This window comes from Streptomyces sp. V3I8 (genome assembly GCF_030817535.1).
Classification (GTDB): Bacteria; Actinomycetota; Actinomycetes; order Streptomycetales; family Streptomycetaceae; genus Streptomyces.
The window spans coordinates 839,162-863,363 of the sequence record NZ_JAUSZL010000002.1 but is presented as its reverse complement, the minus strand read 5'-3'; the positions used below and the strand labels follow the sequence as shown (position 1 = coordinate 863,363).

Here is a 24,202-nt window from a genome sequence, read left to right as displayed (position 1 = left end):
ACGACTTAATTTAGAACGTGAGTTAAGACCCGTAAGAAAGTCGCGTCAAGGGTTGGCGCAGCGGTATCTTGCAGGTCGGGGGTCCGGCGGGAAGGAACCACATGGCGGGGCGGAACGGGCGCACAGTGCGTGACCTGCGACGGGGCAATCGCACAGCGGTGCTCAGGCGGCTCTACTTCGACGGGCCGATGAGCCGGTTCGAACTCGGTCCGGCCACCGGACTGAGTTCCGGCTCCATCAGCAACGTCGTCGCGGAGCTCGTCGCGGAGGGCCTGGTGGAGGAGGCGGGCAGCGTCGACTCCGACGGCGGCCGCCCCCGCACCCTGCTCCGGGTCGCGCCCGCCAGCGGTCACATGATCGGTGTGGACGTCGGCGAGACCCGCGTCCGCGTCGAGCTCTTCGACCTGGCCCTGACCGAACTCGCCCGCACCGACAGGGCGCTGGAGCACCAGGACTACGACGTCGGTGTCATCGTGGGCCACATCCGGGACGGCGTCGCGGAGGTCCTGGCCACGGCCGGCATCGCCGCCGAACAACTGCTCGGTGTCGGCATCGGCGTCCCCGGCATCGTGGAACGCACCGCGGCCGAGGGCGCCGTGGTGCACGGCCAGACCATCGGCTGGCCGTCCGTCCCGCTGGAGTCCCTGCTCCGCGCCGCCTGCGGACTGCCGGACTCCGTCCCGTACTTCACCGACAACGGCGCCAAGACCCTCGGCCAGGCCGAGATGTGGTTCGGCGCCGGACGCGGCGCGCGCAACGCGGTCGTGGTCCTCTTCGGCTCGGGCGTCGGCGCCAGCCTCGTCTCGGACGACGTGGAACTGGGCCGGGCCGTGGAGTGGGGCCATCTGACGGTACGGGTCAGGGGGCGCCGCTGCCGCTGCGGTGCGCTCGGCTGCCTGGAGGCGTACGCCGGGGCCGAGGCGCTGCTCGAACGCTGGGAGGAGGCGGGAGGACGGCCGCCCAAGGGCGTCGACGAGGAGACGGCGCTCACCGCCATGCTGGCGGCCGCCTATCCGGCGGGGGGCGCCGTCCCCGACGACGCACCCGCCGCGGTGCCGGGCGGTACGCCGACCGGTGCTCCCGGCGGCGGAACGGCCGCCGACCCGGTGGCGCTGGCCGTGCTGGAGGAGACGGCCGAGTACCTGGGCGCGGGCCTGTCCGACCTGATCAACCTCTTCCAGCCGGAACGCATCCTGATCGGCGGCTGGGCCGGGCTCCAGCTGGGCTCCCGCTTCCTGCCCGCCGTCCGCGCCCACGCCGTCTCGTACGCGCTGCGTCACCCCGCCGAGCGGGTCACCATCGAACTCGGAGCCCTCGGCCCCGACGCGGTCACGGTCGGCGCGGCGATCCTGCCGCTGGCCGACTTCTTCGCACGCGGCGGCCGGCGCGCGGGCACGGGGCCGGGGCCGGGGGACACCCCGCCGCCGGCCTGGCGCACGGCACTGGAGGAGCGGGCCCCGCACTGAGGAGCGCGGGGCGGGCGGAGGGGTTTGACGGGGCCTTCCGGCAGGTACCCGCACCCTTGCCGACGAGGCATTTCCGCCCGACGAGGAGGGGAGCGCACCGTGAGTGAGTACGGGACCAGGACGACGCCCGAGGAGAACGACGGACCCGTCCCCCGGGACCTGCCGGACCAGCAGGTCCAGGAGGGCGAGGACCCCTGGGACGTCGTCACACCGCCCGGCTTCGAGCAGGACGAGGGCTCGGGACAGGGCGAGGAGTCCGGCGGGAACGGGAAGGGGCCGGAGCCGGGTGCGCGGGCCCGCCCGGACAGTGGCGCGTCCGGCGCCCGCGTACCCGACACGGACGAGGCGGGCACGGGGCGGCAGGGCGACCCGGGCACGAGCACCGTCCACCCCGAGGACCCGGAACCGCAGGAGTCCCCCGCCTGAGCCGCCGGTCCGCCCGCCCGCCTCCGCGTCCGCCCGCCCGGCCGTCCGGGCGGGCGGACGCGGAGGGTCTAGGCGAAGGCGTCGACGCCGGTGAGTTCCGCGGACAGGGCCCACAGCCGGGCCGCCGACGCCGGGTCGACCGCGTACGCGCGCACGCCCACCCGCTCGCCGTCGGGCACGGCGACCTCGGCGATGTCGCAGTCCTCGCAGTAGACGCCGCCCATGCCGGACAGCCGCGGCGAGGTCGCCGCCCACACCTGGGTGGCCGCGCCCTGCTCCGGGGTCTTGAAGGCCTCGGGGACGAGCAGGGCGCCGTTCTCGTCGATCCAGCCGCGCTCCATCATCTCCTCCCGGGGCAGGTGCCGCTGGAGGGGTGTGAGGATGCCGCCGGGATGCACCGAGAAGGCCCGTACGCCGGAGTCCCTGCCCAGGACGTCGAGCTGGACGGCGAACAGCGCGTTGGCCGTCTTCGCCTGTCCGTAGGCCGCCCACTTGTCGTAGGCGTCGCGCTTCCAGTGCGGGTCGTCCCAGCGGATGTCCGAGGCGTGGTGGCCGGTCGAGGAGACGGAGACGACCCGCGCGCCGCCCGCGGCGAGCGCCGGCCAGAGCCGGTTGGCCAGCGCGAAGTGGCCCAGGTGGTTGATCGCGAACTGGGCCTCCCAGCCGGGGCCGACCCGGGTCTCGGGGCAGGCCATGACCGCGGCGCTGTCAATGAGGAGGTCGATGGTGCGGCCCGAGGCGAGGAACCGGTCGGCGAACGCCCGGACGCTGTCCAGGTCGCCGAGGTCCAGCTCGTCCACCTCGACGCCCTCGGCACCGGCGACCGCCTCCTCGGCGGCCGCGCGGCGCCGCGCGGGTACGACGACCCGGGCGCCCGCCCTGACGAGGGCGCGTGTCGTCTCCAGACCGAGCCCCGAGTAGCCGCCGGTGACGACGGCCAGCCGTCCCGTGAGGTCGATGCCGGCGAGTACGTCGTCCGCGGTGCTCCGGCGGCCGAAGCCCGAACCGATCTTGTGCTGTGCAGTGGTCATACGGCCGACGTTACGGATGGGAGCGCACTCGAAGTCAAGGCGGGCCGGTGCCGCGCCGAGGGAACGGGAAAGGCCCCGACCGGACGGGGGAATCGCGGTCGGGGCCGTCTGTGGGTGGCCACGGATGGCGGTCGCCTCTCGGCGGTGTGCTCCACAGGGCTTCAGCCGAACGATCTTCCCTGTGGGCGGAAGGTGAGGCCCGGGGACACTGTCCCATCCGCACCCACAGCTGATTTAACGGGAAACTACTGGCGAGTGTTCCCAGGTCGGGGAGGTGTGGACCGTGACGTACGTCACGGTCCGTCCGCGGCGGGGACGCCGGCCCGGCCCCCGGCCGCCAGCGGGCTGCCGGACAGGGACGCCAGGAGATGGGCCGGATCCCGGTAGACGGCGCTCGCCCCGGCCTCCTCCAGGTCTCCCCGCGGGATGCCGCCGCACAGCACCCCCACACAGCGGACCCCCGCCCGGGAGCCCGCGCGCATGTCCCAGACCGTGTCACCGACGAAGACCGAGTGCTCGGCGGCGGCCCCGACGAGCTCCAGGGCGTGCCGCACCGGTTCCGGCGCGGGCTTCCCCTCCTCGACGTCGTCGGAGCTCGCCGTCGCCCTGATGACGTCGTCGGCGTCGATGGCCCGGCGCAGCGCCGCCAGCTCCGGTCCGCCGGCGGAGGTGGCGAGCACGACGGCCCAGCCGTCGCGGTCCAGGCGCCGCAGCAGGTCTGCCGCCTCCGGCAGCGCGGGCAGCCGTTCGTAGTACGTGCCGTAGAGGGCCTTGTGGGCGGCGCTGATCGTGTCGTCCTGCGCCGGGTCCCGGTCCTCGCCCAGCAGGTGGGCGATCAGGTCGTCGGAGCCGAGGCCCACCGCCCGGTGGACGGCGTGCATCGACACCCTGTGCCCGGCCTGCCGGAACGCCTCCCACCAGGCCGTCACATGGAGGTGGTTGGTGTCGACGAGAGTGCCGTCCACGTCGAACACGGCCGCCCGCTCCATACGCTGTCCCTTCGTCGTGCTGTGTCGTGCTGTCCTTGATCCCCGGGTACCGCGCCGGCGGGCCGGTACGCGCGGGAGGGCCGCCCGATTCCGGATCTGTGCCTCCAGCGTGGTCCAGCCCGGCCCACTCCGCACGGCGGCCGGCGGGGCGCGTACGGGAGGAGCCCGGCCGGGTGGCCCCGGCCGGGCTCCTCGCAGCCGGCCCTCCGCGCCGACCGGCTGATCCTTGGTGCTGTGCTGTGCTGCTCAGGAGCGCTGTCCTGTCGGCCTTGCCGGCTCCGTCAGCCGACCGTCCACTTCTGGTTGGCCGCGCCCGTGCAGGTCCACAGCTGCAGCCGGGTGCCGTTGGCGGAGTTGTTGCCCGTCACGTCCAGGCACTTGTTCGCCTGGGGGTTCACGATGTCGCGGGCCCCGGTCACCGTCCACCGCTGGGCGGGCACGCCCGCACAGTCCCAGAGCTGGACGGGCGTGCCGTCCGCCGTGCCACCGCCGGCGGCGTCCAGGCACTTGCCCAGCGCCCGGATCGTGCCGTCCGCGCCCACGCTCCACTGCTGGGCCGCCGTGCCGTTGCAGTCGTAGAGCTGGACGGGCGTGCCGTTGGCGGGATTCGCCCCCGCCACGTCGACGCACTTGCCCGCGAGCCCCCTGAGGGCCGAGCCGCCTCCGGAGCTGTCGCCCGTCGTCACCTTCACCTCGTCCACGACGAGCTGCGAGGGGAAGGGGGTCGAGCCGTCCGGGTCGCCCGGCCAGTAACCGCCCACCGCGAGGTTGAGGATCAGGAAGAACGGCTTGTTGAACACCCACTGTTTGCCGCCCAGGTCGGCGGGGGTGCGCCGCTGGTAGACCGTGCCGTCCACGGACCAGGTGACCGCCTCGGGCGACCAGTCGACGGCGAAGGTGTGGAAGGCGTCGGCGAAGGCCTGGCCGCCGGGCAGCGAGTAGCCGGCGCCGATGCCGCCGGAGCCGGAGTACCCCGGGCCGTGCAGGGTGCCGTGCACGGTCCCGGGCTCGAAGCCGACGTTCTCCATGACGTCGATCTCGCCCGAGTTGGGCCAGCCGACCTGTCCGATGTCGTTGCCCAGCATCCAGAAGGCGGGCCACATGCCCTGCCCGCGCGGCACCTTGAGCCGGGCCTCGACCCGGCCGTAGGTGGTGGTGAACTTGCCGGAGGTGTTGAGCCGGGCCGAGGTGTACTCGCAACGCCCGTACCAGCACTGGTAGTTGTTTGGGTTCTCGCGGCGGGCCTCGATGACCAGGTGGCCCTGGCCGTCGAGCTTCGCGTTGTTGTTGCCGGCCGTGTAGTACTGCCGCTCGTGGTTGCTGACGTTGTCGCCGGTCTCGACCTGCCACTTCGAGGAGTTGACGGCCGAACCGGCGGGACCGTCGAAGGTGTCCTGGAACGTCACCGCCGCGGCGGCACCGGGTGCGGGGGCCGCTCGCGTGACGTCCGTCCGGACGGAATCCGCTCGGACGGAATCCGCCTGCGCGGGTCCGACCGCGGCGGATCCGACGAGTACGGCGGACAGGGCGGCGACGAGGCATCTGCGGAGCAGGCGTGGTGTGTCCACGACTCTCCCTTCCGTACGGCGGTCCCGTGGGGGAGGAGCCGACTGAGGTGGGGGGGTGCGCGCTTCGACTCTTGATTTAAGAAGTGAAGTAAGGGCGCGTCAAGACTCTGGTACAGACCAGCCGTTCACACCCCGGCGAACCCGTCGCCACCCCCCCCGGGCGGACTCAGGCCTCGGCCTTGCGGTCCCGTCGCCGTGGGTGCACCGCGCGGCTCATCCGCCGGCCGAGGAGCAGGTATCCGATCAGCGCGCCGGAGGTGTTGAGGATGACGTCGTCGATGTCGAAGGCGCGTCCGGTGATGAACATCCCCTGCACCACCTCGACCAGGAGCATCGCCGTGGCGGTCAGCAGGGTCACCCGCAGGATGCCGCGCGTCCCGGGCACCAGAAGGGGCAGCAGCACGCCGAAGGGGATGCCGAGGAGGATGTTGCCGCCGACCTGCTTGACCGCGTCCCGCAGCTCCGGCTGGTCCAGGTAGGCGCGCAGTGAGCGGCCCGGGTGGGTGTTGTTGTGCGTCAGTGCCTCGGAGGCCGGTGAGGGCTGGAGCGTGAGCTTGGCCAGGACGGCGGCGAAGGCCACCATGGCTGCGAGGGCGAGGAGCATGACGAGCAGGCGCACGACGAGGGGCGGCCGGCGCCGCTCGCGGGCCGCCTTCGAGGACGGCTCGCGGCGTGGCTTCGGGCCGGGTCCACGCGGCGCCTTCGAGGACGGGCGATCGGTCTTCCTGTCGCGGCGGAAGCGCGCCATGACGGCACGGGGGGACGCCTTCGTGGTGTTCGGGTCCGCCGCGGAGCGGAGACGAGAGGTGGTGCGGGGGGGTAGCGCTGCGCGGGTCATGGAACCCTCCAGTTTGGAACTGCTGTCCGGTGGAACCCGCTTACCCTTTGAACGCCCGAAGATGCGGCTTGGGAAGGGGACTTGGTGGTCCGGCGGCCTCGCGCCCCTGCGGCGTGCGTGCCCCCTCGACATCAGTGCCCCCTCGACGTGAGTGCGCCCGCGGGCAGCGCAGGGCTGCTCGCGGGCGCGGTCCTGTCCGGCGGCTCAGGTCCCGTAGGTCACGCGTACCTCCTTGAAGCCGAGCGAACCGAGCAGGCCCTTGAGCATGCCGGTGGTGTTCTCCTCCGCGCGGGCGGTCAGCTCGCTGTCCTTCGCGGCGTCGCCGATGTGCTTGGCGGCGAGGCGCTGGACGGCCCGCTCGTCGTTCGGGTTGTCCGAGAAGACGTCGCCGAGCCGGTCCAGGAGACCGCGCTGCTTGGAGACGGCGTACGAGTGGTCGGGGTCGAGCGCGGGCTTGCCCAGGGCGGCGTGGGGCAGCCTGAGCACGGCCGACGTGCGGTCCTTGTCGACCTTCACGTCCTCGTCCCGGATCTTTCCGAGGTCGACGTAGGAGTCGACGGTTCCCGCGCCCACGTACAGGGTGCGTTTGCCGCGGACCGCGTCCGGCAGGTACTTGGTGTCCTTCTCCAGATCCACCACCACCTGGAAGTTGCCCGAGGCGGCGTCGTAACGGCTGATGTCCTGGATGGACTCGAGGAGCGTTGGCCCCGTCCGGTCGTGGGTGTCCTCGCGGAACACGTCGCCCAGTCCGGGCAGCACGCTCCACCGCAGACCGGCGAAGAGCACCACCAGGACCAGGACGACGGCGGTCACGATCTTCGCCCATCCGGGCACGCGTTCAAGGGACGTCGTCATGTGGACCGTCCTCCTTCCTCCTTCCTTGTGCCCGCCAAATGCGGCGGCAGACAGCCGTGTTGGCCGATCGGCCGCAGGCGTGCGGATGCCGCGGCCGGACGGCCGCGGTGCGGGGCCGCGCGCGTGCCGCGGCCGCGGGAGCACGGCTCGAACGCGGCGGGACCGGCGTGGTCACGGGTCCGCGTGACTTCGGACCGTCGCCCGCGAAGACCGCCCCTTCGCGACGGCTTCCCCGCACGACGGCTTCCTCACCACAGCCCCGAGGCGGCTTCGGGGTGTCCCAGGGCCTCGTCCAGGCTCGACCGCGGCGGCATGAGGCCGGCGAGCTCGGTCACGCGCAGGATGCGCAGCGTCAGCGGGTGGGTGCAGATCAGATGGATCTGCCCGTCGTGGTCGAGGACCCGGCGGCGGGCACGGTACAGCAGACGCAGGCCCGAGCAGTCGAAGAACTCGACGGACCGCAGATCCAGGACGACCCGGGCACCCGGGCGGCCCGTCACCGCGTCCAGGACCGGGATGATGTCCAGCGCGGCGAGAATGTCGATCTCGCCGAGGAATTCCAGCACGGCGTGCCCGCGGTCCTGGTGGACGCGCAGATGCGGTGAGTACGGGCCGGAGTTGTCACGCACGACGACATCACCTCCATCAAGGTCACCGGGGACCAGGGTGACGTCGTGCCGCGAGCATAGAGCCGACCTTGGACGGCAGGAGGCCGCTCCACTGTCCCTCACCCTGCAAGTTACCCTCGTTAGAGTGAATTCCAGCATGTTCGGTTGACATATGTCTGCCCTTTAAGGGATGTGCCGTACTCCGGGTGCGTCCCGCACCGGGAACGCCGGATGCCCCGTGACATCACCATGGATGTCACGGGGCACCGAAGGGGTCTACCGCACCTGGAGCACCAGCTTCCCCACGGTCCGCCCGGTGTCCCCGGCCGCATGCGCCTTCGCCGCCTCGGCCAGCGGGAACACCTCCGCGACCGTGGCCCGCAGCCGCCCCGCGGCCACCAGTGCGGCGACCGCGCCCATCCCGGCCTGGTCGGCCTCCACCAGCATCTCCACCGCCCGCACCCCGAGCCCCCGCGCTTCCTTGGCGAGCTCCGGGGACCCGGACACCGAGAGCGACACCAGCAGCCCTCCGGGCCGCAGTGTCCGCAGCGAACGCGAACGGTAGTCGCCCCCGACCGTGTCCAGGACGACGTCGACGTCCCGCACGGCCTCGGCGAAGTCCGTCTCCCGGTAGTCCACCAGCTCGTCCGCCCCGAGGCCCCGCAGGAACTCGTGCTTGCCCGAGCTGGCCGTACCGATCACGTACGCCCCCCGCTCCTTGGCGATCTGCACGGCCAGGTGCCCCACCCCGCCGGCCGCGGCATGGATCAGCACCCGCTGCCCGGGCCGCAGGTCCGCCGTGTCGACCAGTGCCTGCCAGGCGGTCAGCGCGGCGAGCGGCACGGCGGCCGCCTGTGGGTGGTCGACCTCGGCCGGCTTGCGGACGAAGGCCCGCGCCGGCGCGGTGACGTATTCGGCGTGCGCCCCTGCGCCGAACGGGTAGGGCAGCATGCCGAAGACCTCGTCGCCGGGCCGGTGGACGGTGACGCCGAGACCGACGGCCTCGACGACGCCCGAGACGTCCCAGCCGAGGACAAACGGCGGCTTCTTCAGGAAGCCGCCGTTCGCCCGGTGCTTCCAGTCGGTCGGGTTCAGGCCCGCCGCGTGCACCCGGACCAGCACTTCGCTCGGCCCCGGCTTCGGGATCTCCAGCTCCACCTCCTTGAGGACCTCGGGTCCGCCGAGGACGTCCTGACTGATCGCGCGCATCGTGTTCGCAGTGCTCATGCGCACCAGCCTGCTCCGCTTCGGCGGCCGATGAAATGGCATGATTGCCATTGTCCGATAGGATCGTGCCATGCTGCAGACGTCCTGCGGGGAGAGCCCCGCCCGGACCGGGGCTCCCGGTCGCCGTGAGCGCCCTGCGTACGACGGGCCCGTGGAGCGGGTCGTCGTCCTCGCCCTCGACGGGGTCTACCCCTTCGAACTCGGCATCCCCAGCCGGGTGTTCGGCTCCGCCGAGGGCCGGTACGAGGTGCTGACCTGCTCGGTCGACGGGCGGCCGGTCCGCAGCAACTCCGACTTCTCGATCACCGTCGAGCACGGCCCCGAGGCACTGCGTACGGCCGACACCGTGGTCATCCCGCCCTTCGCGCTGACGAGCGTCGTCGACGACCTCCCCGGCCCGGTGGCCGACGCCCTGCGGGCCATCGGCCCGGACACCCGGATCGTCTCCATCTGTACGGGCGCCTTCGTGCTGGCGGCGGCCGGGATGCTGGCCGGCCGCCGGGCGACGACGCACTGGCAGCTGGCCGGGCTGTTCCGGCGGCTGTTCCCTGATGTGGAGCTCGACGCCGACGTGCTGTTCGTCGACGAGGGCTCGCTCCTCACCTCGGCCGGCGCCGCGTCCGGCGTGGACGTCTGCCTGCACCTCGTGCGCAAGGACCACGGCAGCGAACTGGCCAACCGGGTGGCACGGTCCTGCGTGGTGCCGCCCTGGCGGGACGGCGGCCAGGCGCAGTACATCGAGCAGCCCGTTCCCGAGCCCACGGCGGCGAGCACCGCGGCGACCAGGCAGTGGGCGCTGGAACGCCTCGGCGAACCGCTGACCCTGACCGCCCTGGCGGACCACGCGAGGATGAGCCCGCGCACCTTCGCCCGCCGCTTCAACGGCGAGGTCGGCATGAGTCCCGGCCGCTGGCTCATCCAGCAACGCGTGCTCAGGGCACGGCAGTTGCTCGAATCCAGCGACCTGTCGGTGGACCAGGTCGCCGGTGAGGTCGGCTTCGCCACGGGCACCTCCCTGCGGCAGCACCTGCACGCGGCGATCGGGGTGTCCCCGCAGGCGTACCGGCGTACGTTCCGGGCGGACGCGAAGACGCGTACCGGCGGGGGCCGGTCGCGGGCGGAGCGTACGGCGGGCGCCGTCGGCTGACCGGTGTGCCGGCACCCCGCGGCCGCCGTGACCGCCGCGGGGTGCCGGGCCCGCTACCGGGGTGCGTCCCAGGGCACCGCGTGCAGGGCGACGAGCAGGCGCCACACCTTGTGGGCGGTCTCCTCCGGTGTGCCCTCGACGAGCCCGTGCAGCCAGTCGGCGAGGACCCCGGCGAAGGCCGCGGCGACGGCGGAGGCGACGAGCGGGGCCTCGGGCGCGCCGACCAGCTCGCGTTCCGCGAGGCTGCGGGCGCGCAGGTCCCGGTGCAGGACGCGGCCGAGCGGACCGCCGCCGCCCGGGCTCAACAGGGCGCGGTACAGGGCGGCGTGCGGGGACAGGTCGGTGAAGAAGCCGAGCAGGGCGGCCGGCGCCGACCTGGGGTCGGGCCGGCCCCGCCACGCGTGCAGGGCGTCCACCGCGTCGCGTACGACATCGGCGCAGGCGTCGACCGCCAGCGCCTCCAGGTCGGCGTAGTGCAGGTAGAACGTGGCCCGGCCGACGCCGGCCGCGCGCGCCAGCGCCGCGACGCCGACCTCCGCGAGCGGCCGCCGGGCGCACGCGTCGAGGAGCGCCCGGCGCAGTGCGGCGCGGGTCCGCTCGGCCCGGGGGTCGGACGTCACCGGGCGACGAGGACGGCGGCGAGGGCGAGCGCGCCGGGCAGGGCCTGGGCGAGGAGAATGCGGCGGTTCGCGGTGAGCCCTCCGTACACACCGGCGACGACCACGCACACGAGGAAGAAGACCTGGGCCTGGAACCGCGTCGGGTCGTCGGCGGCCAGGCCCCAGACGAGGCCCGCCGCGAGGAAACCGTTGTAGAGCCCCTGGTTGGCCGCGAGCGGGGCGGTGGCCCGCGCCATCTCGGGGTCGAACCCGTGCAGTCCGTGCCCCGGCCTGCGCTGCCACAGGAACATCTCCAGGACCAGGATGTACACGTGCAGGGCGGCGACCAGACCGACCAGCACATCGGCGAACGTCTGCATGGGATGACTCCTTGAGGGGTGTGTGAGCACGACTATTTCCTGAACAGGTGTCCATCATACATGGACGCGCGTCCAGAAAGTGCGGCCCGAGCGCACCCGTCGCGACAGGGCGCGTGATCCGTGGTGCATGCATCTGCTTTGTCCGGTCCGTGTGCGGACAGGGTGCCGCATGAAAGGATTTGTCGACTTGTGAGCCTTGGCCGGAGCGTGCCGAGAGGTCCATGGGAACGGGTCGAGCGGGTTGATCCTTTGGAGATCAAACCCGATAAGGTTCCCCGGGGTGCGGCGAGTTGACGCGAGCGTAAACAGTCGTCGCTCGTTGCCCGCCCATGCCCGTCGCGGGGACGATCCCCACGTGACGGAGGCACCCTCCGAGCTCTTCCCCCGGAGCTCTCCCCCCCCGTTCGATCGTGTTGCTCCGAAGGATGCAGATGGAACTCGCCACTCCGCCGCCGGCGGCGCGGGCGCCGGTCCCCTGGTACGGCTGGTGGCTGCTGCCACTGGCCTTAGGGGCCGGCACCGTCGTCGCCGCGGTCGTCGGCTCCGACCAGGTCCGAATACCCGCGATCGTCTCCGGTGTCGTGGTCACGGCCGCGAGTGCCGTCACCGTACGACTCCTGATCCGCTCCCAGCACCAACTGCGCGGCAGCGCCGCCGAGTTCAGAAACGCCCAGGCCGAGCACTCCCAGCAGTGGCAGCAGCACGTCGCGGCCCTCGAGCGCAAGCACGCCGCCGAACGCTCGGCCTGTGACGCCCTGCTCGCCGAACAGGCCGGGGCCCACGAGACACGGACCGCCGAGCAGAACCGGGCCTGGCAGGAACGGCTGGACCGGCAGCTCGCCGCCGTCATCGAACTCGCCGACCGGCTGCTGCCCCGGGCGCTGGAGCGGCTGCGCGCCGGTGACTCCATCGACGACCTCCTGCCCGTCGTCGACAAGGACGCCGAGGCCGGAGCCGAACTGCAGACGGCGCTGCGCAAGGTGCTCAGGACCACGCTCCTGGGTGTGGAGCGGGAGTTCGACCGTTCCACCTCCGCCGAGCAGGCCGTCATCAGTATCGGCAGCCGTATCCACGTACTGACCAGCAAGCTGCGCGGCCGGCTGCACGAGATGCAGGGCGAGCACGGCAGACTGCCCTCCGTCGCCCGGGGCCTGATGGAGCTGGACCAGGAACTCGGCCCCGCCGACTCCCTCGCGGCGAGCATCGGCGTGCTCGGCGGGACCGACCGCCCGGGCCGCCAGTGGCAGGAGCCGCAGCGGCTGCTCAGCGTGGTGCGCGGCGGCATCGGCCGCATCAGGGACTTCGACCGCGTCCAGGTGCAGTACCTGCCCGAACTCGGCGTCGACGGCGGTCTGGTGGACCACCTCACGCTGATCTTCGCCCACCTGCTGGACAACGCGGCGCGCTACTCGCCGCCCACCGAGCCCGTGATCGTCTCGGGCAAGGAGGTTCCGAACGGCGTCGGCATCGAGATCCAGGACTCCGGCAAGGGCCTGAGCGAGGAGAAGAAGCAGGAGGCCCTGCAGTCGCTGGAGGGCGCTGCCCCCGGCCCCGGCCTCGGCGGGGTGTCCGAGGACGCCCACCTCGGCCTGCGGGTGGTGGGAGCGCTGGCCCGCCGGTACGGCATCAGGGTCACCTTCGCGGATTCGCCCTGGCTCGGCACGTCGGTGGTCGTCGTGGTGCCCCACAAGTACTTCAACCAGCTGCCCGCCGTCCAGGCCCAGGCCCCGGCCGTCCAGGCCCCGGCCGCGCCGGACACCGCGGTGGCCGGCCTCGAGGAGGGGACCGGGGACAGCACGCCCGGCGGTCTGCCCAGGCGCCGCAGACGAGCCGGGTCCGAGCGGACCAGGCCTTCGGTACGCGAGGACGAGTCCGTCGCCACCGCGTCGCACACGGTGCCGTCGGACGAGTCCTTCGCGGGCCTGGCCGCCTTCGCCACGGCCGGACGTGAGCCGTCCGCCGCCCGTGAGCCGTCCGCCGGCCGCGAGCCGAACCCCGGCGCCCAGTCCACAGAGCACCGCACTGAAGAGAGCGACCAGTCCTCATGACGCAACAGGGAACCGACGTGAGCTGGGCGCTCCGCGATCTCGTCGAGAGCATCCAGGAGATCCGCTTCGCCCTGGTGGCCTCCAGCGACGGCAAGGCCATCACGTCCTACGGCGCCGAGGATCCCGACGACGTGGACCGGTTCGCCGCCGTGGTGGCCGGACTGCAGGCACTGGCCCAGCCGGTGGCCGAGCAGTTCCCCAAGTACGCCGGGCAGCTGCGCCTCGCGATGATCGAGGTCGACGGCGGTCACCTCTTCGTGGTGCGCGCCGGCGTGGAGACGTACCTCGGCGTCCTGGCCAGGGAAGGGCTCGACCAGGGCCTCCTCGGCCACCAGATGAGGGACCTCGCCCGCAGGATGGGTGAACTCCTCGGCACCACTGCGCGTGTGGAGGAGCACTCTGGATGAGTGGTCCCAGTCGACCCACGGACCCGTCCGGTCTCGAGCGCTACTACGTCCTCACGGGCGGCCGCAGCGGACCGGGCGGTTCGTCGTCGAGCCTCGACGTGGCGACCCTCATCACCTCCCGTGCGGCGGCCGGCCCCGGCATGCAGCACGAACACGAGGAGATCCTCCGGCGCTGCCGTGAACCGTTGTCGGTCGCCGAACTCGGCGCCCACCTCGGACTGCCCTTCAACATTCTCGCGGTGCTCCTGGCCGATCTGCTGGACGCAGGCCGCGTTGAAGCCCGTGATCCCATCCCGGCGTCAGGCGCCGGTCGCGGGCCCGACCTCGCGCTCCTTGAGGAGGTACTCAGTGGACTTCAAAGGCTTTGACCATCCCGACCGCCCCCCGGCCGACGGCACGGCCGGTGCCCGCTCGGTGAAGGTGATGATCGCCGGCGGGTTCGGTACCGGGAAGACCACCATGGTCCGCTCGGTCAGCGACATCAAGCCGCTCACCACCGAGGAGACCCTGACGCAGGCCGGCGCAGACGTCGACAACCTGATCGGTGTGGCGGACAAGCAGGAGACCACCGTCTCCCTGGACTTCGGCAAGATCGGCATCAACGACCAGCTGATGCTCTACCTGTTCGGCACCCCCGGGCAGGAACGATTCTGGTTCCTGTGGAACGGCCTGTTCAAAGGCGCCCTGGGGGCCGTGGTCCTGGTCGACACCCGCCGGCTGGCGTCCAGTTTCCGGGCCATCGAGGAGATGGAGCGGCAGGACGTGCCGTTCGTGATCGCCCTGAACGTGTTCCCGGACTCCAAGGACCACCCGGTCGAGGAGATCCGGGACGCCCTGGACATCCCCCCGGACGTTCCGATCGTGGCCTGCGACGCCCGCGACCGGGCCTCCAGCCGTGATGTGCTCATCGCACTGATACGGCACCTCAAGGAACGTTCCGCAGTGGCACTGGAGTCCCGATGACCGACCAGCCCTCAAACGGTCCCGACGCCCCGCGCGGCTGCCCGGTGGCGCACGGCGGCGGGGGTGACATCACCCGTCTCTACGGACCCGAGGCGGCCGTCGACCCGATCGGCATCTACGGGCGGCTGCGCAAGGAGCACGGGCCCGTCGCCCCCGTCCTGCTGGAGGGCGACGTGCCCGCCTGGCTGGTGCTCGGCTACCGGGAGAACCGGCGGGTGCTCGACAACCCCCGCCAGTTCAGCCGGGACTCGAGGATCTGGCGGGACTGGAACGAGGGGCGCGTCGAGAGCACCTCCCCGCTGATCCAGATGGTGGGCTGGCGGCCCGACTGCGTCTCCCAGGACGGCGAGCCGCACCGCAGACTGCGCAGCGCGGTCACCGACAACCTGCACGCCGTCTCGGGCCGCGGCATCCGCCGGCACGTCATGCACTTCGCCAACAAGCAGATCGACGCGTTCGCCGGCACGGGCAGCGCCGACCTGGTGTCCGAGTACGCCGAGTACCTGCCGATGCTCGTCCTCACCAGGGTGTTCGGGCTCGCGGAGAGCGAGGGGCGGCGGCTGGCCGAGTCGTCCGCGCAGGTGATCAAGGGCGGCGCGGAGGCCCTCGCCCACAACGAGCGCATCATGCGGATCCTCGGCGAACTCACCGAGCGCAAGCGGGCGGAGCCGGGTTCGGACTTCACCACCGGTCTGCTGGAGCACCACGCCGACCTCGACGAGGACGAGATCGTCAACCACCTGCGGCTGGTGCTGATCACCGCGCACACCACCACCAGCAACCTGCTGGCGCGGGTGCTGCAACTGGTGCTGACCGACGCCGCCCGGCTCTCCGGTCTGGTCGGCGGGCAGCTGAACATCTCCTCCGTCGTGGAGGAGGTCATGTGGAACACACCGCCGCTGGCCGTCCTGCCGGGGCGGTTCGCGACCGCCGACATGGAACTGGGCGGGCACCGGCTCCAGGAGGGCGACCTGCTGGTGCTCGGGCTGACCGCGGGCAACATCGATCCGGAGATCCGGCCCGACGTCGGGGTCTCCGTGCACGGCAACCAGTCGCACCTCGCGTTCAGCGGGGGACCGCACGAGTGCCCCGGGCAGAGCATCGGGCAGGCGATCATCGAGACGGCCGTGGACGTGCTGCTGCACCGGCTTCCCGGGCTGCGGCTCGGGGTGACCGCGCAGGAGCTCACCTCCACCGCCTCCACGTGGGAGGCGCGGCTGGACCGGCTTCCGGTCCTGTTCGCCGCGTAGGCCCCGCCCGCCGGGGAGGGACCGGCCGGCGTCCGTCGGACGCCGGCCGGTCGTGGCCGGCCGCGCGGTTCCCCGCGTCCCTTCCGGGGCGCGGGGAACCCGCTCTCAGACTGCCAGCAGGTCGTCCAGGGAGCCCCGGCCCGCCAGTTCGGCCGTGGCCGCCGGGGACTCCTTGTCGGCGGCGTAGCGGCCCGAGGTCAGGGCCCACTCGTAGTTGCCGTTGATCCAGTGCTGGATGGCCTCGACGCCCAGCCGGACCCGGGCGCGCTCCCCCTCGTCCAGTCCGAGCTCGTCGCACATCCGCGGTACCTGCGACTCCAGTTCGAGGTACTCGGCGAGGCGGTCCGAGGTCATCCGGTACGCCTCGTCGGCGGCCTCCTGCCAGCTGCACCGACGCTCGCGGTGCAGCACGGCTATCAGGTTGTGGCCGTCCCCCCGGCGCTTCTCGCGCTCGAAGGAGTGGATGTCGTTCATGAACCCGATGGTGTCGGCGGCCCGGTCCCGCATCCGCTCCATCAGCGGGTGCGCCTGCACCTCGGCGGGCACCTCGAAGCCCCGGCTGCGCTCCCCGGCGTCGATGCTGTGGTGGATGCCGACCGTACGGCGGCGGAAGGCGGCGTACTCCTCGAGGTCGAGCGTGCCGGCCAGACCGCGGGCGGCCAGGTCGACCTCCTCGGTGTGGGCCACGAGGAAACGGCCCCAGGAAGCCGCGAACCGCGTCCGCCATGTCAGAGACATGCCATCCGAAAGATGGGTCCAGACCTCCGCCCACGCCACCGTGACGGGGCAGACCACCCGGGGGGTGATGCCCGCGGGCCGCAGCGGCGTGACGATGAGCTCCCGCGCCACCTCCGCTATCCGGTCGGCGCGGTCGGGCCTGCCCGAGTCGAACTGGTCGTCGAAGAGGAAGGCCAGCGAGAACCAGTTCATCAGGACGACCATGTCGGCGGCCGAGGCGTGGGGGTAGGTGCGGGCGGCCGCCTGGGGGAGGTCCCAGGAGCGGTACTCCTCGAAGCCGGCCTGGCTGCGCACCAGGCCCCTGTCCCACACCCAGCGCAGATGGCGGGCCCGGGCGTGTTCGAGGTGCTCGCTGACGGGGGTGGCGAAGGGGAGATCGAACCTGACGTCCTGCGGCATTCGCGTCCTCTCTTGCGGCGGTTCGCAGGGCCCCCACCCCCGCGCGCGGGCATGCGAAAGTGCCGCCCACTGACTCGAACTGCGTTTCCCGAGGCGAAAGTTGACCCGAATTACGCTACGAGGCTGCCCTGATCGTAAATGATCTGTGCGACGACCCCGGTGACGCTGCCGTGACCTGCGTTACACTCCCGCGGGTCCCCGGCGATTTGTCGGCCTCCGTGGCCGAATGCGCGTGGTCGTCCCCCGCGGCCCCCTCGCCGGCCGCTCGCGCGGGCTGTTCCGCGCACGACGGGGTACCCGGACCACGGAGCAGCGGACGGACGGCCGTTCGCGCTCGGTCGGTCTTCGGAGGAGATATGGCACTGGTAGTGGCAGGCTTCGTGGTGTTGGACTGCTCCGAGCCCGAGAAACTCGCCGCGTTCTACACGGAGTTCCTCGAGGGCGAGGAGAGTGACGCGACGGCGAACCGCGTGGAGATCCGGGGCGCCGACGGGATGCGGATGGCGTTCCGCCGGGACGTGAACGCCACCCCGCCCAGCTGGCCGCGCCCGGAGAACTCCCTCCAGGCCCACCTGGACTTCTACGTCGAGGACCTGGACGAGGCCGAGCGCAAGGTCATCGCGCTCGGCGGGCGGCCGCTGGAGACCAAGGACGCGGGCGGCCCGTACGAGGAGCGGGGCTACTCCGACCCGTCCGGGCACTCGTTCACCCTGCGCTGCACGCGCGTCACCGCGCCCAAGCAGGGCTGAGCAAGCAGGGCCGAACCACGCACGGACGCCGGGCTCGTTCAGCCGCGGCGCGCACGCAGGGCCGCCAGGGCGCGGTCCGCGTGCGCGCTCATGCGCAGCTCGCTGCGCACGACCTCCAGCACCGTCCGGTCCTCGGCGATCACGAAGGTGACCCGCTTGGTCGGCGCGAGCGAGAAGCCGCGCTTCACCCCGAAGCGCTCGCGGACCGCGCCGTCCGGATCGGACAGCAGCGGGAACCCGAGCGTGTGCTGCCGCGTGAACTCCTGCTGGCGCTCGACCGTGTCACCGCTGATCCCCACCGGCCGTGCCCCGGCGGCCTCGAACTCGGCGGCCAGGTCGCGGAAGTGGCATGCCTCGGCGGTGCAGCCCGCGGTGAGCGCCGCCGGATAGAAGAACAGTACGACGGGGCCCCCGCCCAGCAGCTCGGAGAGCTGCCGGGGCGTGCCCGTCTCGTCGGGGAGGGTGAAGTCCTCGACGGTGTCACCCACCGCTGTCCGGTCCGTCACGACGGGCTCCCTCGACTGTCGGCCACCTGGACGAGGACCAACCGTACTGGACGGTAGGGCGCGTCAGTCGCGGCCCCCCTTGTCGTCGCCGGGCCACACTCCGGTGGACCGCTCGATGGCCGTCGCACCCGTGCGGTCCACCGCGCTGCGCACGACCGCGAAGATCGCGCCCTGCACGGCCGCGGCGAGCAGCACCTCGCCCCAGCCGCGGTCCTTGTCCAGCGCGTCGGGCGCGTCGTCCTCGTGGCGGATCATCTTCCAGGTCTTCTGGAACGCCATGCCGGCGAGCGTTCCGCTCGTCCAGCCGAGCAGGAACCCGATGGGCTTGTAGACGACGGGCAGACTCTTCTTCTTCGGCACCTGACTCTCCTTCGGATCGTGTTCCCGGTCCGTGTTCTCCGGGACAACTGGCGAGTGTCCAGTTCAGCGGCGAATACGCGGCCCCGCCCCTCAGGGGCGGCCGGCCGCCGGTACCTCTTCCCCTTCGGGGACGGGTCCCGGCGGGCTCCCGTCCCCGAAGGGGCGCCCGCCCAGCTCCTCCCGGCCGTGCGGCGTCAGCCAGCCGGACAGGTCGGGACCGAGCGGCACGATGCGGGTCGGGTTGATGCCCTCGTGGACCTGGTAGTAGTGCCGCTTGATGTGGTCGAAGTCGACGGTGTCCCCGAATCCGGGCGTCTGGTAGAGGTCACGGGCGTACGCCCACAGGACCCGGTCCTCCGTCAGTTTGCGCCGGTTGCACTTGAAGTGGCCGTGGTAGACGGCGTCGAAGCGCACCAGTGTGGTGAACAGCCGGACATCCGCCTCCGTGATGGTGTCCCCGACCAGGTACCGCCGGTCCGCCAGCCGCTGCGACAGCAGCTCCAGACGGCGGAACACGCCCTCGCAGGCGGCCGCGTACTCCTCCTGGCCGGTGGCGAACCCGGCGCGGTACACCCCGTTGTTGACGTCTTCGTAGACCTCCTCCATGACCTCGTCGATCTCCTCGCGGGACCCTTCCGGATAGAGGTCGGGCGCCCCTTCGCGGTGCAGGTCCCGCCACTCGGTGGCGAGGTCCGGGGTGAGCTGCTGGTAGTCGTTGGTCACCAGGCGCCCGCTGGGCACGTCCACCAGCGCGGGCACGCTGACGCCGCCCGGATGGCCCGGCTCGCGCGCCTCGTACGCCTCGGCGAGGTACCGGATGCCGAGCACGGGGTCACGGTCGCCGGGATCCAGGGTGAACCGCCAGCTCCGGTCGTCCTGGACCGGGTCGGTGACCGCCATCGGCAGGGCGTCCTCGAGCCCCAGCAGCCGCCGCGAGATCACCGCCCGGCTCGCCCACGGGCAGGCCCGGCTGACGACCAGCCGGTAGCGTCCCGCCTCGACCGGCCAGCCGTCGCGGCCGTCGGCCGTCACCCGGTCCGCGAAGTGGCTCCTGGACCGCTTGAAGGACTTCTTGCCGTACGCGCTGTTGCCCTCGGTGGCGCTCATCCCACGTCTCCTTCCACAGGTGTGCTCGGTGAGGGTTCCCCCAAATCGCCCGGCACCTCGTGTGAGGCCCGGGGAGCGGGGCATTCGGCGGAGGTGAATCGTGAGTCTTCCTCCCAGTCGGACCGCCGGACCCGTGTCACCGTGCTGGTGGCGCTGGCCGCCAACCTCGTCATCGCCGCGGCCAAGGCGGTGGGCGGGCTGTTCGCCGGATCGCCCGCGCTGCTCTCGGAGGCGGCGCACTCGGTGGCGGACAGCCTGAACGAGGTCTTCCTGCTGGCAGCCCTGCGCCGCAGCCGGCGTCCCGCGGACAGCCGTCACCCGTTCGGTTACGGGAAAGAACGCTTCTTCTGGTCCCTGCTGGCCGCGGTCGGCATCTTCCTGATGGGCGGCTGCTTCTCCTTCTTCCAGGGTTTCGAGGCCCTGGGCAGTGAGAGCTCGGAGTCCCGCAGCGGATACGTGGCGGGGCTCGCCGTCCTGGTGGTCGCGCTGCTCGCGGAGGGCGGGTCCCTGCTGCGCGCGCTCCACCAGGTGCGCCGGCAGGGGGGCTTCTCCGCCGAGATCCGGGACCCGGCGCTGCGGACCGTCATAGCCGAGGACGGCACCGCCGTGCTCGGCGTGCTGTTCGCCATCGCCGGCATGGCCCTGCACATGGCGACCGGCCAGGTCGTCTACGAGGCCTCGGCCTCGATCGCCATCGGGGCGCTCCTCGTCTACGTGGCGTACCGGCTGGGCCGTGACGCGCGCGACCAGCTGATCGGCCAGGCCACCGACGAGGAGTCGGCCGGCCGTATCCGCGCCCTGCTGGAGGCCCAGCCCGAGATCGACTCGGTGGAGTCCCTGCTGACCATGCAGCTCGGCCCCGACTCGACCCTGGTGGCCGCCCGCGTCGACCTGACGCCCGGCCTGGACAGCGAGGAGGTCGAGCTCGTCGCCGTGCGCATCAAGCGGTCCGTCGCCAACCTGGTCCCGGAGGCCGACCAGATCTTCCTCGACGTGACGGACGCCCGTACCGCACGGCACGCGGCCGCCGCACACGAGAATGGCCCCGCCGCGACGGGGGAGCGCGGCGGGACCTGACCTCCGGGTGCCCGGCGGTCCACGGTTCATGCGGACCTTTCCGGGACCGGACCGCGTCATTCAGCGGTGATGGGCTCCAGGACGAACAGCGGGATCTCCCGGTCGGTCTTCTTCTGGTAGTCGGCGTAGTCCGGGAACGCGGCAACCGCCCGCTCCCACCACAGGGCCTTCTCCTCGCCGGTCACCTCACGCGCCGTCATGTCCTGGCGGGTCGCGCCGTCCTGCAGCTCCACGTGCGGGTCACTGATGACGTTGTGGTACCAGACGGGGTGCCGGGGCGCGCCGCCCAGCGAGGCGACGGCGGCGTACCGGCCCTCGTGCTCGACCCGCATGAGCGGTGTCTTGCGGATCTTCCCGCTCCTCGCCCCACGGGTGGTCAGCACGATCACGGGAAGTCCCGTGTCCCGCAGCGTCGTTCCCTCGGTACCGCCGGAGCGCTCGTACAACTCCACCTGCTCGCGCACCCACTGGGTCGGGCTCGGCTCGTATGCGCCCTCAAGAGGCATGACATCCATCCCATCGATCGTCGTCGTGCACGGCACGTGCCGTTTCGCGATTCAACACGCCCGCCCAGGACATTTCATCCCGCACGGACCGTTTCACTCCGACGCCCGCCCCGGGTGCGGCCGGACGAGTCGGAGAGCCCTACCCGGCAGGTAATTGTCGTACGTTCCGAAGATCGGCAGTGTGGGGCGTCCGAGAGCGAGCCGGTTCCGGAGAGGAAGCAGATGACCGTCCCCAGCGCGACCCCCAGCACCATTCCCGGCGCCACCACCGGCGCCACCACCGGCGCCGCCACCCGCACCGTCGTCGAGGAGCTGCTGCGCCGCATCGGCCGGGGCGACCCCGCGTGGATCGCCGAGCTGTACGCCGAGGACGTCGACTGGAAGCTCGACTGGCCGCAGAGCGAGCACGGGCGGGCACGGACGCCCTGGATCCGGCGGCGCTCCACCCGGGCAGGCGTGGCCGACCACTACCGCCTGCTGGCCGGGTTCCACGTGCCCGGACAGGCGGCCACCGAGATCGAGCGCATCCTCGTCGACGGCGCCGACGCGGTCGTCCTGGGCGAGATCCGCCAGACCGCGGCGCCGACCGGACGCGCCTACCGCGCCCGGTTCGCCCTGCACCTCACCGTCGGGAACGGCCTGGTCGTACGCCACCACGTGTACGAGGACAGCCTGGCCGTGGCGCAGGCGTTCGGCACCGACCGGGCACCGGCCGCCGGACCCAGGGCCCGGGCCCGGCACGGCACTAGAACGGGAAGTGCGCCTGCTGGGTGGCCAGCGTCACCCAGCGGGTGTTGCTGAACGCCTCGATGCCCCAGCGGCCGCCGAAGCGCCCGTAGCCGCTGCCCTTGAACCCGCCGAAGGGGGCGTTCGGCTCGTCGGCGACGGACTGGTCGTTGACGTGCACGATGCCGGTCCGGATCCGGCGGGCGACCCTGAGTCCGTGCGTGCCGTTCTCGGTGATGATCCCGCAGGTCAGCCCGTGCTCGGTGGCGTTGGCGAAGGAGACCGCCTCGTCGTCCGTGGCGAACGTGCCGAGCACGGCGAGCGGGCCGAAGGCCTCACCCCGGTACAGCTCGGCCTCCTCCGGCAGGCCGGTCAGGACGGTCGCCGGGTGCACGGCCCCCTCGGGGGCGCCGCCGCCGGTCAGGACGGTGGCTCCCTTGGCGACGGCGTCCTCCACGAGCGCCGCGACCCGGCGGGCCGCGTCCCGGGTGACGAGTGGGCCGACCACCGTGTGCGGGTCGGACGGGTCGCCGGACGCGAGCGCCTCGGTCCTCGCGGTGAACTTGGCGGTGAACTCCTCGGCCAGGCTCTCGTGCACGAGGATGCGGTCGGCGGACATGCAGATCTGGCCGGAGTTCATGAACACGGAGAAGACGGCCGCGTCGACCGCGTAGTCGACGTCGGCGTCGTCCAGCACGATCACCGAGTTCTTGCCGCCGAGTTCGAGGACCGCGGGCTTCAGGTGCCGGGCCGCGTGCACGCCGATGATCCGGCCGACCCCCGTGGAGCCGGTGAAGTTGACGGCCCGTACGCGCTCGTCGGCGATCAGGGCCTCGGCGACGGCGGCCGCGTCCTCGGGAGCGTTCGTGATCACGTTCAGGACGCCGTCGGGCAGGCCCGCCTCGCGCAGGACGTCCGCGATGAACAGACCGCACGCGATCGGCGCGTCCTCGCTCGGCTTCAGCACCACGGTGTTGCCCGCGGCGAGCGGCGCGGCGACCGCCCGCACCCCCAGGATGACCGGGGCGTTCCACGGTGAGAAGGCCGCCACGACGCCGACCGGCTCGCGGACCGCGAGGCCCAGCACGCCCTCCTCCTGCGCGCTCAGCACCTCACCGCGCGGAGCGGTCACCGCGGCGCCGGCCTCGCGCAGGATGTTCGCGGCGAGGCCCACGTTGAACATGGCCCAGGGCCGGGTGCCGCCGACCTCGCCCGCCATGATCCGTACGGCGTCCTCGGTGCGGGCCTCCAGCAGGTCGGCCGCGGCGAGGAAGATCCCGCGCCGCTGCGCCGGACCGAGCGCGGCCCAGCCCTCGAACGCGGCGTCCGCCGCGTCCACGGCCCGGGTGACGTCCCGGGCGTCCGCCGCGGCGACCGTGGCGTACACCTCCGCGCCGTAGGGGCTCACGTCCTCGGCGGTGCGGCCGGAGGCCGCGGGCAGCTCCTTGCCGCCGATCAGCAGGTCACGATGGAGGGTCATGTGCGGCTCTTCCCGTCGGGCGACGCGACGCGCCGCGCTCCGCGACGGAAACGCCCGCGTTCGTCTGGTGAACAATTGTCCATTTGAATCTTCAATCGGAGTCTGCAACCCGCCGCGTCATCAGTCAATGCCGGCGGACCCGCCGCGCGGAGCGTCGTGGGCGGTGCCGTAGGGGCCGGCCAGCACCCGGGCCGCCCGCCCGGCCCGGGCCGCGGGCTCCGGGCTCCGTCCGATCGCGGCGGTGACCATGGCGCCCTCCGCCAGCAGCTGCAGCTGACCGGCGAGGTCCGGCGGCAGGCCGGCGTCGCGCACCAGCCCGGCCAGGTACTCCCCGAAAGCCCGCTTGTGACGTCGGACCTGCTCGGCGACCGGCTCCGAGACGGCCCCCAGCTCCCCGTACGAGTTGATCCAGGCGCAGCCCCGGAAGTCCGGCTCCCCGAACCACCGCTCCAGCCATGCGAAGACCGCCGGGATCCGCTCCCGCGCGTCCTCGTGCCGCTCCACGTACTCGGCGAGCCGCCGCCGCCACCGGACGTCGCGCCGCTCCAGGTACGCCACCACGAGGTGTTCCTTGGCGGGGAACAGCTGGTAGAGCCGCTTGAGCGAGACCCCCGAGGCGCCCCGGACGTCGTCCATGCCGACGGACTGTATGCCGCGCCCGTAGAACAGGGCCTCCGCCGCGTCCAGGACCCGCTCCCTGGCGACCGTGCTGTCCATGTACCCGCCCACTCCCTGCCGTCTTGACGCGAGAA

At 72.3% G+C, this 24,202-nt stretch carries 26 protein-coding genes and 1 pseudogene; 11 read left to right on the top strand and 16 right to left on the bottom strand.

The genetic code is table 11. The annotated features are described in order from the left end of the window. The first annotated feature begins 101 nt into the window (after positions 1–101). Both QFZ75_RS04150 and QFZ75_RS04145 read left to right on the top strand, forming a co-directional pair. The gene (locus QFZ75_RS04150) at positions 102–1,466 is read left to right on the top strand and encodes an ROK family transcriptional regulator (protein ID WP_307533898.1); all 1,365 of its coding nucleotides are present in this window, start codon (positions 102–104) and stop codon (positions 1,464–1,466) included. A gap of 99 nt (positions 1,467–1,565) precedes the next feature. Further along, positions 1,566–1,892 (top strand): hypothetical protein, encoded by a 327-nt coding sequence (locus tag QFZ75_RS04145; RefSeq protein WP_307533897.1) that lies wholly within the window; start codon positions 1,566–1,568, stop codon positions 1,890–1,892. A 68-nt stretch (positions 1,893–1,960) separates the two neighbouring features. Here QFZ75_RS04145 and QFZ75_RS04140 read toward each other — a convergent pair whose 3' ends face one another. From QFZ75_RS04140 to QFZ75_RS04110, 7 genes are all read right to left on the bottom strand, one after another. Next, positions 1,961–2,923: an SDR family NAD(P)-dependent oxidoreductase gene (locus QFZ75_RS04140; RefSeq protein WP_307533896.1), complete on the bottom strand. Its 963-nt coding sequence runs from the start codon at positions 2,921–2,923 to the stop codon at positions 1,961–1,963. Positions 2,924–3,216: 293 nt separating this feature from the next. Beyond that, positions 3,217–3,912 (bottom strand): HAD family hydrolase, encoded by a 696-nt coding sequence (locus tag QFZ75_RS04135; RefSeq protein WP_307533895.1) that lies wholly within the window; start codon positions 3,910–3,912, stop codon positions 3,217–3,219. A 281-nt stretch (positions 3,913–4,193) separates the two neighbouring features. Further along, the gene (locus QFZ75_RS04130; RefSeq protein ID WP_307533894.1) at positions 4,194–5,480 is read right to left on the bottom strand and encodes an RICIN domain-containing protein; all 1,287 of its coding nucleotides are present in this window, start codon (positions 5,478–5,480) and stop codon (positions 4,194–4,196) included. A 166-nt stretch (positions 5,481–5,646) separates the two neighbouring features. After that, entirely contained in the window at positions 5,647–6,228 is a 582-nt protein-coding gene (locus QFZ75_RS04125) for a VanZ family protein (protein ID WP_307533893.1), read from the bottom strand. A 294-nt stretch (positions 6,229–6,522) separates the two neighbouring features. Next, positions 6,523–7,173 carry a DUF4230 domain-containing protein gene (locus tag QFZ75_RS04120; protein WP_307533892.1) on the bottom strand — a complete coding sequence of 217 codons (651 nt, stop codon included), beginning with the start codon at positions 7,171–7,173 and terminating at the stop codon, positions 6,523–6,525. Positions 7,174–7,421: 248 nt separating this feature from the next. Further along, on the bottom strand, positions 7,422–7,802 hold the full coding sequence (locus QFZ75_RS04115) for an anti-sigma factor antagonist (protein ID WP_307533891.1): 381 nt from the start codon (positions 7,800–7,802) through the stop codon (positions 7,422–7,424). A gap of 255 nt (positions 7,803–8,057) precedes the next feature. After that, positions 8,058–9,008 (bottom strand): NADP-dependent oxidoreductase, encoded by a 951-nt coding sequence (locus QFZ75_RS04110; protein ID WP_307533890.1) that lies wholly within the window; start codon positions 9,006–9,008, stop codon positions 8,058–8,060. A gap of 70 nt (positions 9,009–9,078) precedes the next feature. On the opposite strand from QFZ75_RS04110, the gene QFZ75_RS04105 reads away from it, so the two are divergent. Continuing rightward, positions 9,079–10,155 carry a GlxA family transcriptional regulator gene (locus QFZ75_RS04105; protein ID WP_307533889.1) on the top strand — a complete coding sequence of 359 codons (1,077 nt, stop codon included), beginning with the start codon at positions 9,079–9,081 and terminating at the stop codon, positions 10,153–10,155. Positions 10,156–10,208: 53 nt separating this feature from the next. Here QFZ75_RS04105 and QFZ75_RS04100 read toward each other — a convergent pair whose 3' ends face one another. Both QFZ75_RS04100 and QFZ75_RS04095 read right to left on the bottom strand, forming a co-directional pair. Next, positions 10,209–10,775 carry a TetR/AcrR family transcriptional regulator gene (locus QFZ75_RS04100; protein ID WP_307533888.1) on the bottom strand — a complete coding sequence of 189 codons (567 nt, stop codon included), beginning with the start codon at positions 10,773–10,775 and terminating at the stop codon, positions 10,209–10,211. Next, positions 10,772–11,134, bottom strand: coding sequence for a DUF1304 domain-containing protein (locus QFZ75_RS04095; RefSeq protein WP_307533887.1), 363 nt, complete (start codon positions 11,132–11,134; stop codon positions 10,772–10,774). Before QFZ75_RS04095 ends, QFZ75_RS04100 begins: the two co-directional genes overlap by 4 nt. A 431-nt stretch (positions 11,135–11,565) precedes the next feature. Here QFZ75_RS04095 and QFZ75_RS04090 point away from each other — a divergent pair, with 431 nt between their 5' ends. Genes QFZ75_RS04090 through QFZ75_RS04070 form a run of 5 tightly spaced genes read left to right on the top strand, consistent with a single transcriptional unit; the run spans position 11,566 to position 15,802 of the window. Beyond that, positions 11,566–13,182 (top strand): sensor histidine kinase KdpD, encoded by a 1,617-nt coding sequence (locus QFZ75_RS04090; protein WP_307533886.1) that lies wholly within the window; start codon positions 11,566–11,568, stop codon positions 13,180–13,182. Beyond that, positions 13,179–13,589: a roadblock/LC7 domain-containing protein gene (locus QFZ75_RS04085; RefSeq protein WP_307533885.1), complete on the top strand. Its 411-nt coding sequence runs from the start codon at positions 13,179–13,181 to the stop codon at positions 13,587–13,589. The genes QFZ75_RS04090 and QFZ75_RS04085 overlap by 4 nt, the downstream gene beginning before the upstream one ends. Continuing rightward, complete coding sequence (locus tag QFZ75_RS04080) at positions 13,586–13,957, top strand: DUF742 domain-containing protein (protein WP_307533884.1); 372 nt, start codon at positions 13,586–13,588, stop codon at positions 13,955–13,957. The genes QFZ75_RS04085 and QFZ75_RS04080 overlap by 4 nt, the downstream gene beginning before the upstream one ends. Further along, the gene (locus QFZ75_RS04075; RefSeq protein WP_307533883.1) at positions 13,938–14,552 is read left to right on the top strand and encodes an ATP/GTP-binding protein; all 615 of its coding nucleotides are present in this window, start codon (positions 13,938–13,940) and stop codon (positions 14,550–14,552) included. Before QFZ75_RS04080 ends, QFZ75_RS04075 begins: the two co-directional genes overlap by 20 nt. Then, positions 14,549–15,802 (top strand): cytochrome P450, encoded by a 1,254-nt coding sequence (locus QFZ75_RS04070; protein ID WP_307533882.1) that lies wholly within the window; start codon positions 14,549–14,551, stop codon positions 15,800–15,802. Before QFZ75_RS04075 ends, QFZ75_RS04070 begins: the two co-directional genes overlap by 4 nt. A 105-nt stretch (positions 15,803–15,907) precedes the next feature. Here QFZ75_RS04070 and QFZ75_RS04065 read toward each other — a convergent pair whose 3' ends face one another. Beyond that, positions 15,908–16,939, bottom strand: a complete 1,032-nt coding sequence (locus tag QFZ75_RS04065) for a 7-epi-alpha-eudesmol synthase (protein ID WP_307533881.1) — start codon at positions 16,937–16,939, stop codon at positions 15,908–15,910. A 356-nt stretch (positions 16,940–17,295) separates the two neighbouring features. On the opposite strand from QFZ75_RS04065, the gene QFZ75_RS04060 reads away from it, so the two are divergent. Continuing rightward, entirely contained in the window at positions 17,296–17,688 is a 393-nt protein-coding gene (locus QFZ75_RS04060) for a VOC family protein (RefSeq protein WP_307533880.1), read from the top strand. Between the two features lie 38 nt (positions 17,689–17,726). On the opposite strand, the gene QFZ75_RS04055 is transcribed toward QFZ75_RS04060, so the two are convergent. The 3 genes from QFZ75_RS04055 to QFZ75_RS04045 form a co-directional block, all read right to left on the bottom strand. Then, positions 17,727–18,194 carry a peroxiredoxin gene (locus QFZ75_RS04055; protein ID WP_307533879.1) on the bottom strand — a complete coding sequence of 156 codons (468 nt, stop codon included), beginning with the start codon at positions 18,192–18,194 and terminating at the stop codon, positions 17,727–17,729. 63 nt (positions 18,195–18,257) lie between these two features. Further along, positions 18,258–18,554, bottom strand: coding sequence for a DUF4235 domain-containing protein (locus QFZ75_RS04050; protein WP_307533878.1), 297 nt, complete (start codon positions 18,552–18,554; stop codon positions 18,258–18,260). A 90-nt stretch (positions 18,555–18,644) separates the two neighbouring features. Beyond that, a complete protein-coding gene (locus QFZ75_RS04045) occupies positions 18,645–19,661 on the bottom strand; it encodes a glutathione S-transferase family protein (protein WP_307533877.1) in 1,017 nt (338 codons plus the stop codon). A gap of 93 nt (positions 19,662–19,754) precedes the next feature. On the opposite strand from QFZ75_RS04045, the gene QFZ75_RS04040 reads away from it, so the two are divergent. After that, positions 19,755–20,738: a cation diffusion facilitator family transporter gene (locus tag QFZ75_RS04040; protein ID WP_307533876.1), complete on the top strand. Its 984-nt coding sequence runs from the start codon at positions 19,755–19,757 to the stop codon at positions 20,736–20,738. Positions 20,739–20,794: 56 nt separating this feature from the next. Here the strand turns inward: QFZ75_RS04040 and QFZ75_RS04035 are convergent, their stop codons facing one another. Further along, positions 20,795–21,244 carry a nitroreductase family deazaflavin-dependent oxidoreductase gene (locus tag QFZ75_RS04035; protein WP_307544210.1) on the bottom strand — a complete coding sequence of 150 codons (450 nt, stop codon included), beginning with the start codon at positions 21,242–21,244 and terminating at the stop codon, positions 20,795–20,797. Between the two features lie 222 nt (positions 21,245–21,466). On the opposite strand from QFZ75_RS04035, the pseudogene QFZ75_RS04030 reads away from it, so the two are divergent. Next, positions 21,467–21,952 (top strand): annotated as a pseudogene (locus QFZ75_RS04030) (nuclear transport factor 2 family protein); the annotation flags it as partial. Positions 21,953–21,989: 37 nt separating this feature from the next. On the opposite strand, the gene QFZ75_RS04025 reads toward QFZ75_RS04030, so the two are convergent. Both QFZ75_RS04025 and QFZ75_RS04020 read right to left on the bottom strand, forming a co-directional pair. Further along, positions 21,990–23,450, bottom strand: coding sequence for an aldehyde dehydrogenase family protein (locus tag QFZ75_RS04025; protein ID WP_307533875.1), 1,461 nt, complete (start codon positions 23,448–23,450; stop codon positions 21,990–21,992). A gap of 120 nt (positions 23,451–23,570) precedes the next feature. Beyond that, positions 23,571–24,167, bottom strand: coding sequence for a TetR/AcrR family transcriptional regulator (locus QFZ75_RS04020; RefSeq protein ID WP_307533874.1), 597 nt, complete (start codon positions 24,165–24,167; stop codon positions 23,571–23,573). Between the last annotated feature and the right edge of the window lie 35 nt (positions 24,168–24,202).

What these genes read in the sequence shown, in the direction of transcription:
- QFZ75_RS04150 (WP_307533898.1), top strand. Translation starts at nt 102, where the DNA reads ATGGCGGGGCGGAACGGGCGCACAGTGCGTGACCTGCGACGGGGCAAT.
- QFZ75_RS04140 (WP_307533896.1), bottom strand. Translation starts at nt 2,923, where the DNA reads ATGACCACTGCACAGCACAAGATCGGTTCGGGCTTCGGCCGCCGGAGC.
- QFZ75_RS04135 (WP_307533895.1), bottom strand. Translation starts at nt 3,912, where the DNA reads ATGGAGCGGGCGGCCGTGTTCGACGTGGACGGCACTCTCGTCGACACC.
- QFZ75_RS04125 (WP_307533893.1), bottom strand. Translation starts at nt 6,228, where the DNA reads ATGGCGCGCTTCCGCCGCGACAGGAAGACCGATCGCCCGTCCTCGAAG.
- QFZ75_RS04120 (WP_307533892.1), bottom strand. Translation starts at nt 7,173, where the DNA reads ATGACGACGTCCCTTGAACGCGTGCCCGGATGGGCGAAGATCGTGACC.
- QFZ75_RS04110 (WP_307533890.1), bottom strand. Translation starts at nt 9,008, where the DNA reads ATGAGCACTGCGAACACGATGCGCGCGATCAGTCAGGACGTCCTCGGC.
- QFZ75_RS04105 (WP_307533889.1), top strand. Translation starts at nt 9,079, where the DNA reads ATGCTGCAGACGTCCTGCGGGGAGAGCCCCGCCCGGACCGGGGCTCCC.
- QFZ75_RS04095 (WP_307533887.1), bottom strand. Translation starts at nt 11,134, where the DNA reads ATGCAGACGTTCGCCGATGTGCTGGTCGGTCTGGTCGCCGCCCTGCAC.
- QFZ75_RS04090 (WP_307533886.1), top strand. Translation starts at nt 11,566, where the DNA reads ATGGAACTCGCCACTCCGCCGCCGGCGGCGCGGGCGCCGGTCCCCTGG.
- QFZ75_RS04085 (WP_307533885.1), top strand. Translation starts at nt 13,179, where the DNA reads ATGACGCAACAGGGAACCGACGTGAGCTGGGCGCTCCGCGATCTCGTC.
- QFZ75_RS04080 (WP_307533884.1), top strand. Translation starts at nt 13,586, where the DNA reads ATGAGTGGTCCCAGTCGACCCACGGACCCGTCCGGTCTCGAGCGCTAC.
- QFZ75_RS04070 (WP_307533882.1), top strand. Translation starts at nt 14,549, where the DNA reads ATGACCGACCAGCCCTCAAACGGTCCCGACGCCCCGCGCGGCTGCCCG.
- QFZ75_RS04065 (WP_307533881.1), bottom strand. Translation starts at nt 16,939, where the DNA reads ATGCCGCAGGACGTCAGGTTCGATCTCCCCTTCGCCACCCCCGTCAGC.
- QFZ75_RS04060 (WP_307533880.1), top strand. Translation starts at nt 17,296, where the DNA reads ATGGCACTGGTAGTGGCAGGCTTCGTGGTGTTGGACTGCTCCGAGCCC.
- QFZ75_RS04045 (WP_307533877.1), bottom strand. Translation starts at nt 19,661, where the DNA reads ATGAGCGCCACCGAGGGCAACAGCGCGTACGGCAAGAAGTCCTTCAAG.
- QFZ75_RS04035 (WP_307544210.1), bottom strand. Translation starts at nt 21,244, where the DNA reads ATGCCTCTTGAGGGCGCATACGAGCCGAGCCCGACCCAGTGGGTGCGC.
- QFZ75_RS04025 (WP_307533875.1), bottom strand. Translation starts at nt 23,450, where the DNA reads ATGACCCTCCATCGTGACCTGCTGATCGGCGGCAAGGAGCTGCCCGCG.
- QFZ75_RS04020 (WP_307533874.1), bottom strand. Translation starts at nt 24,167, where the DNA reads ATGGACAGCACGGTCGCCAGGGAGCGGGTCCTGGACGCGGCGGAGGCC.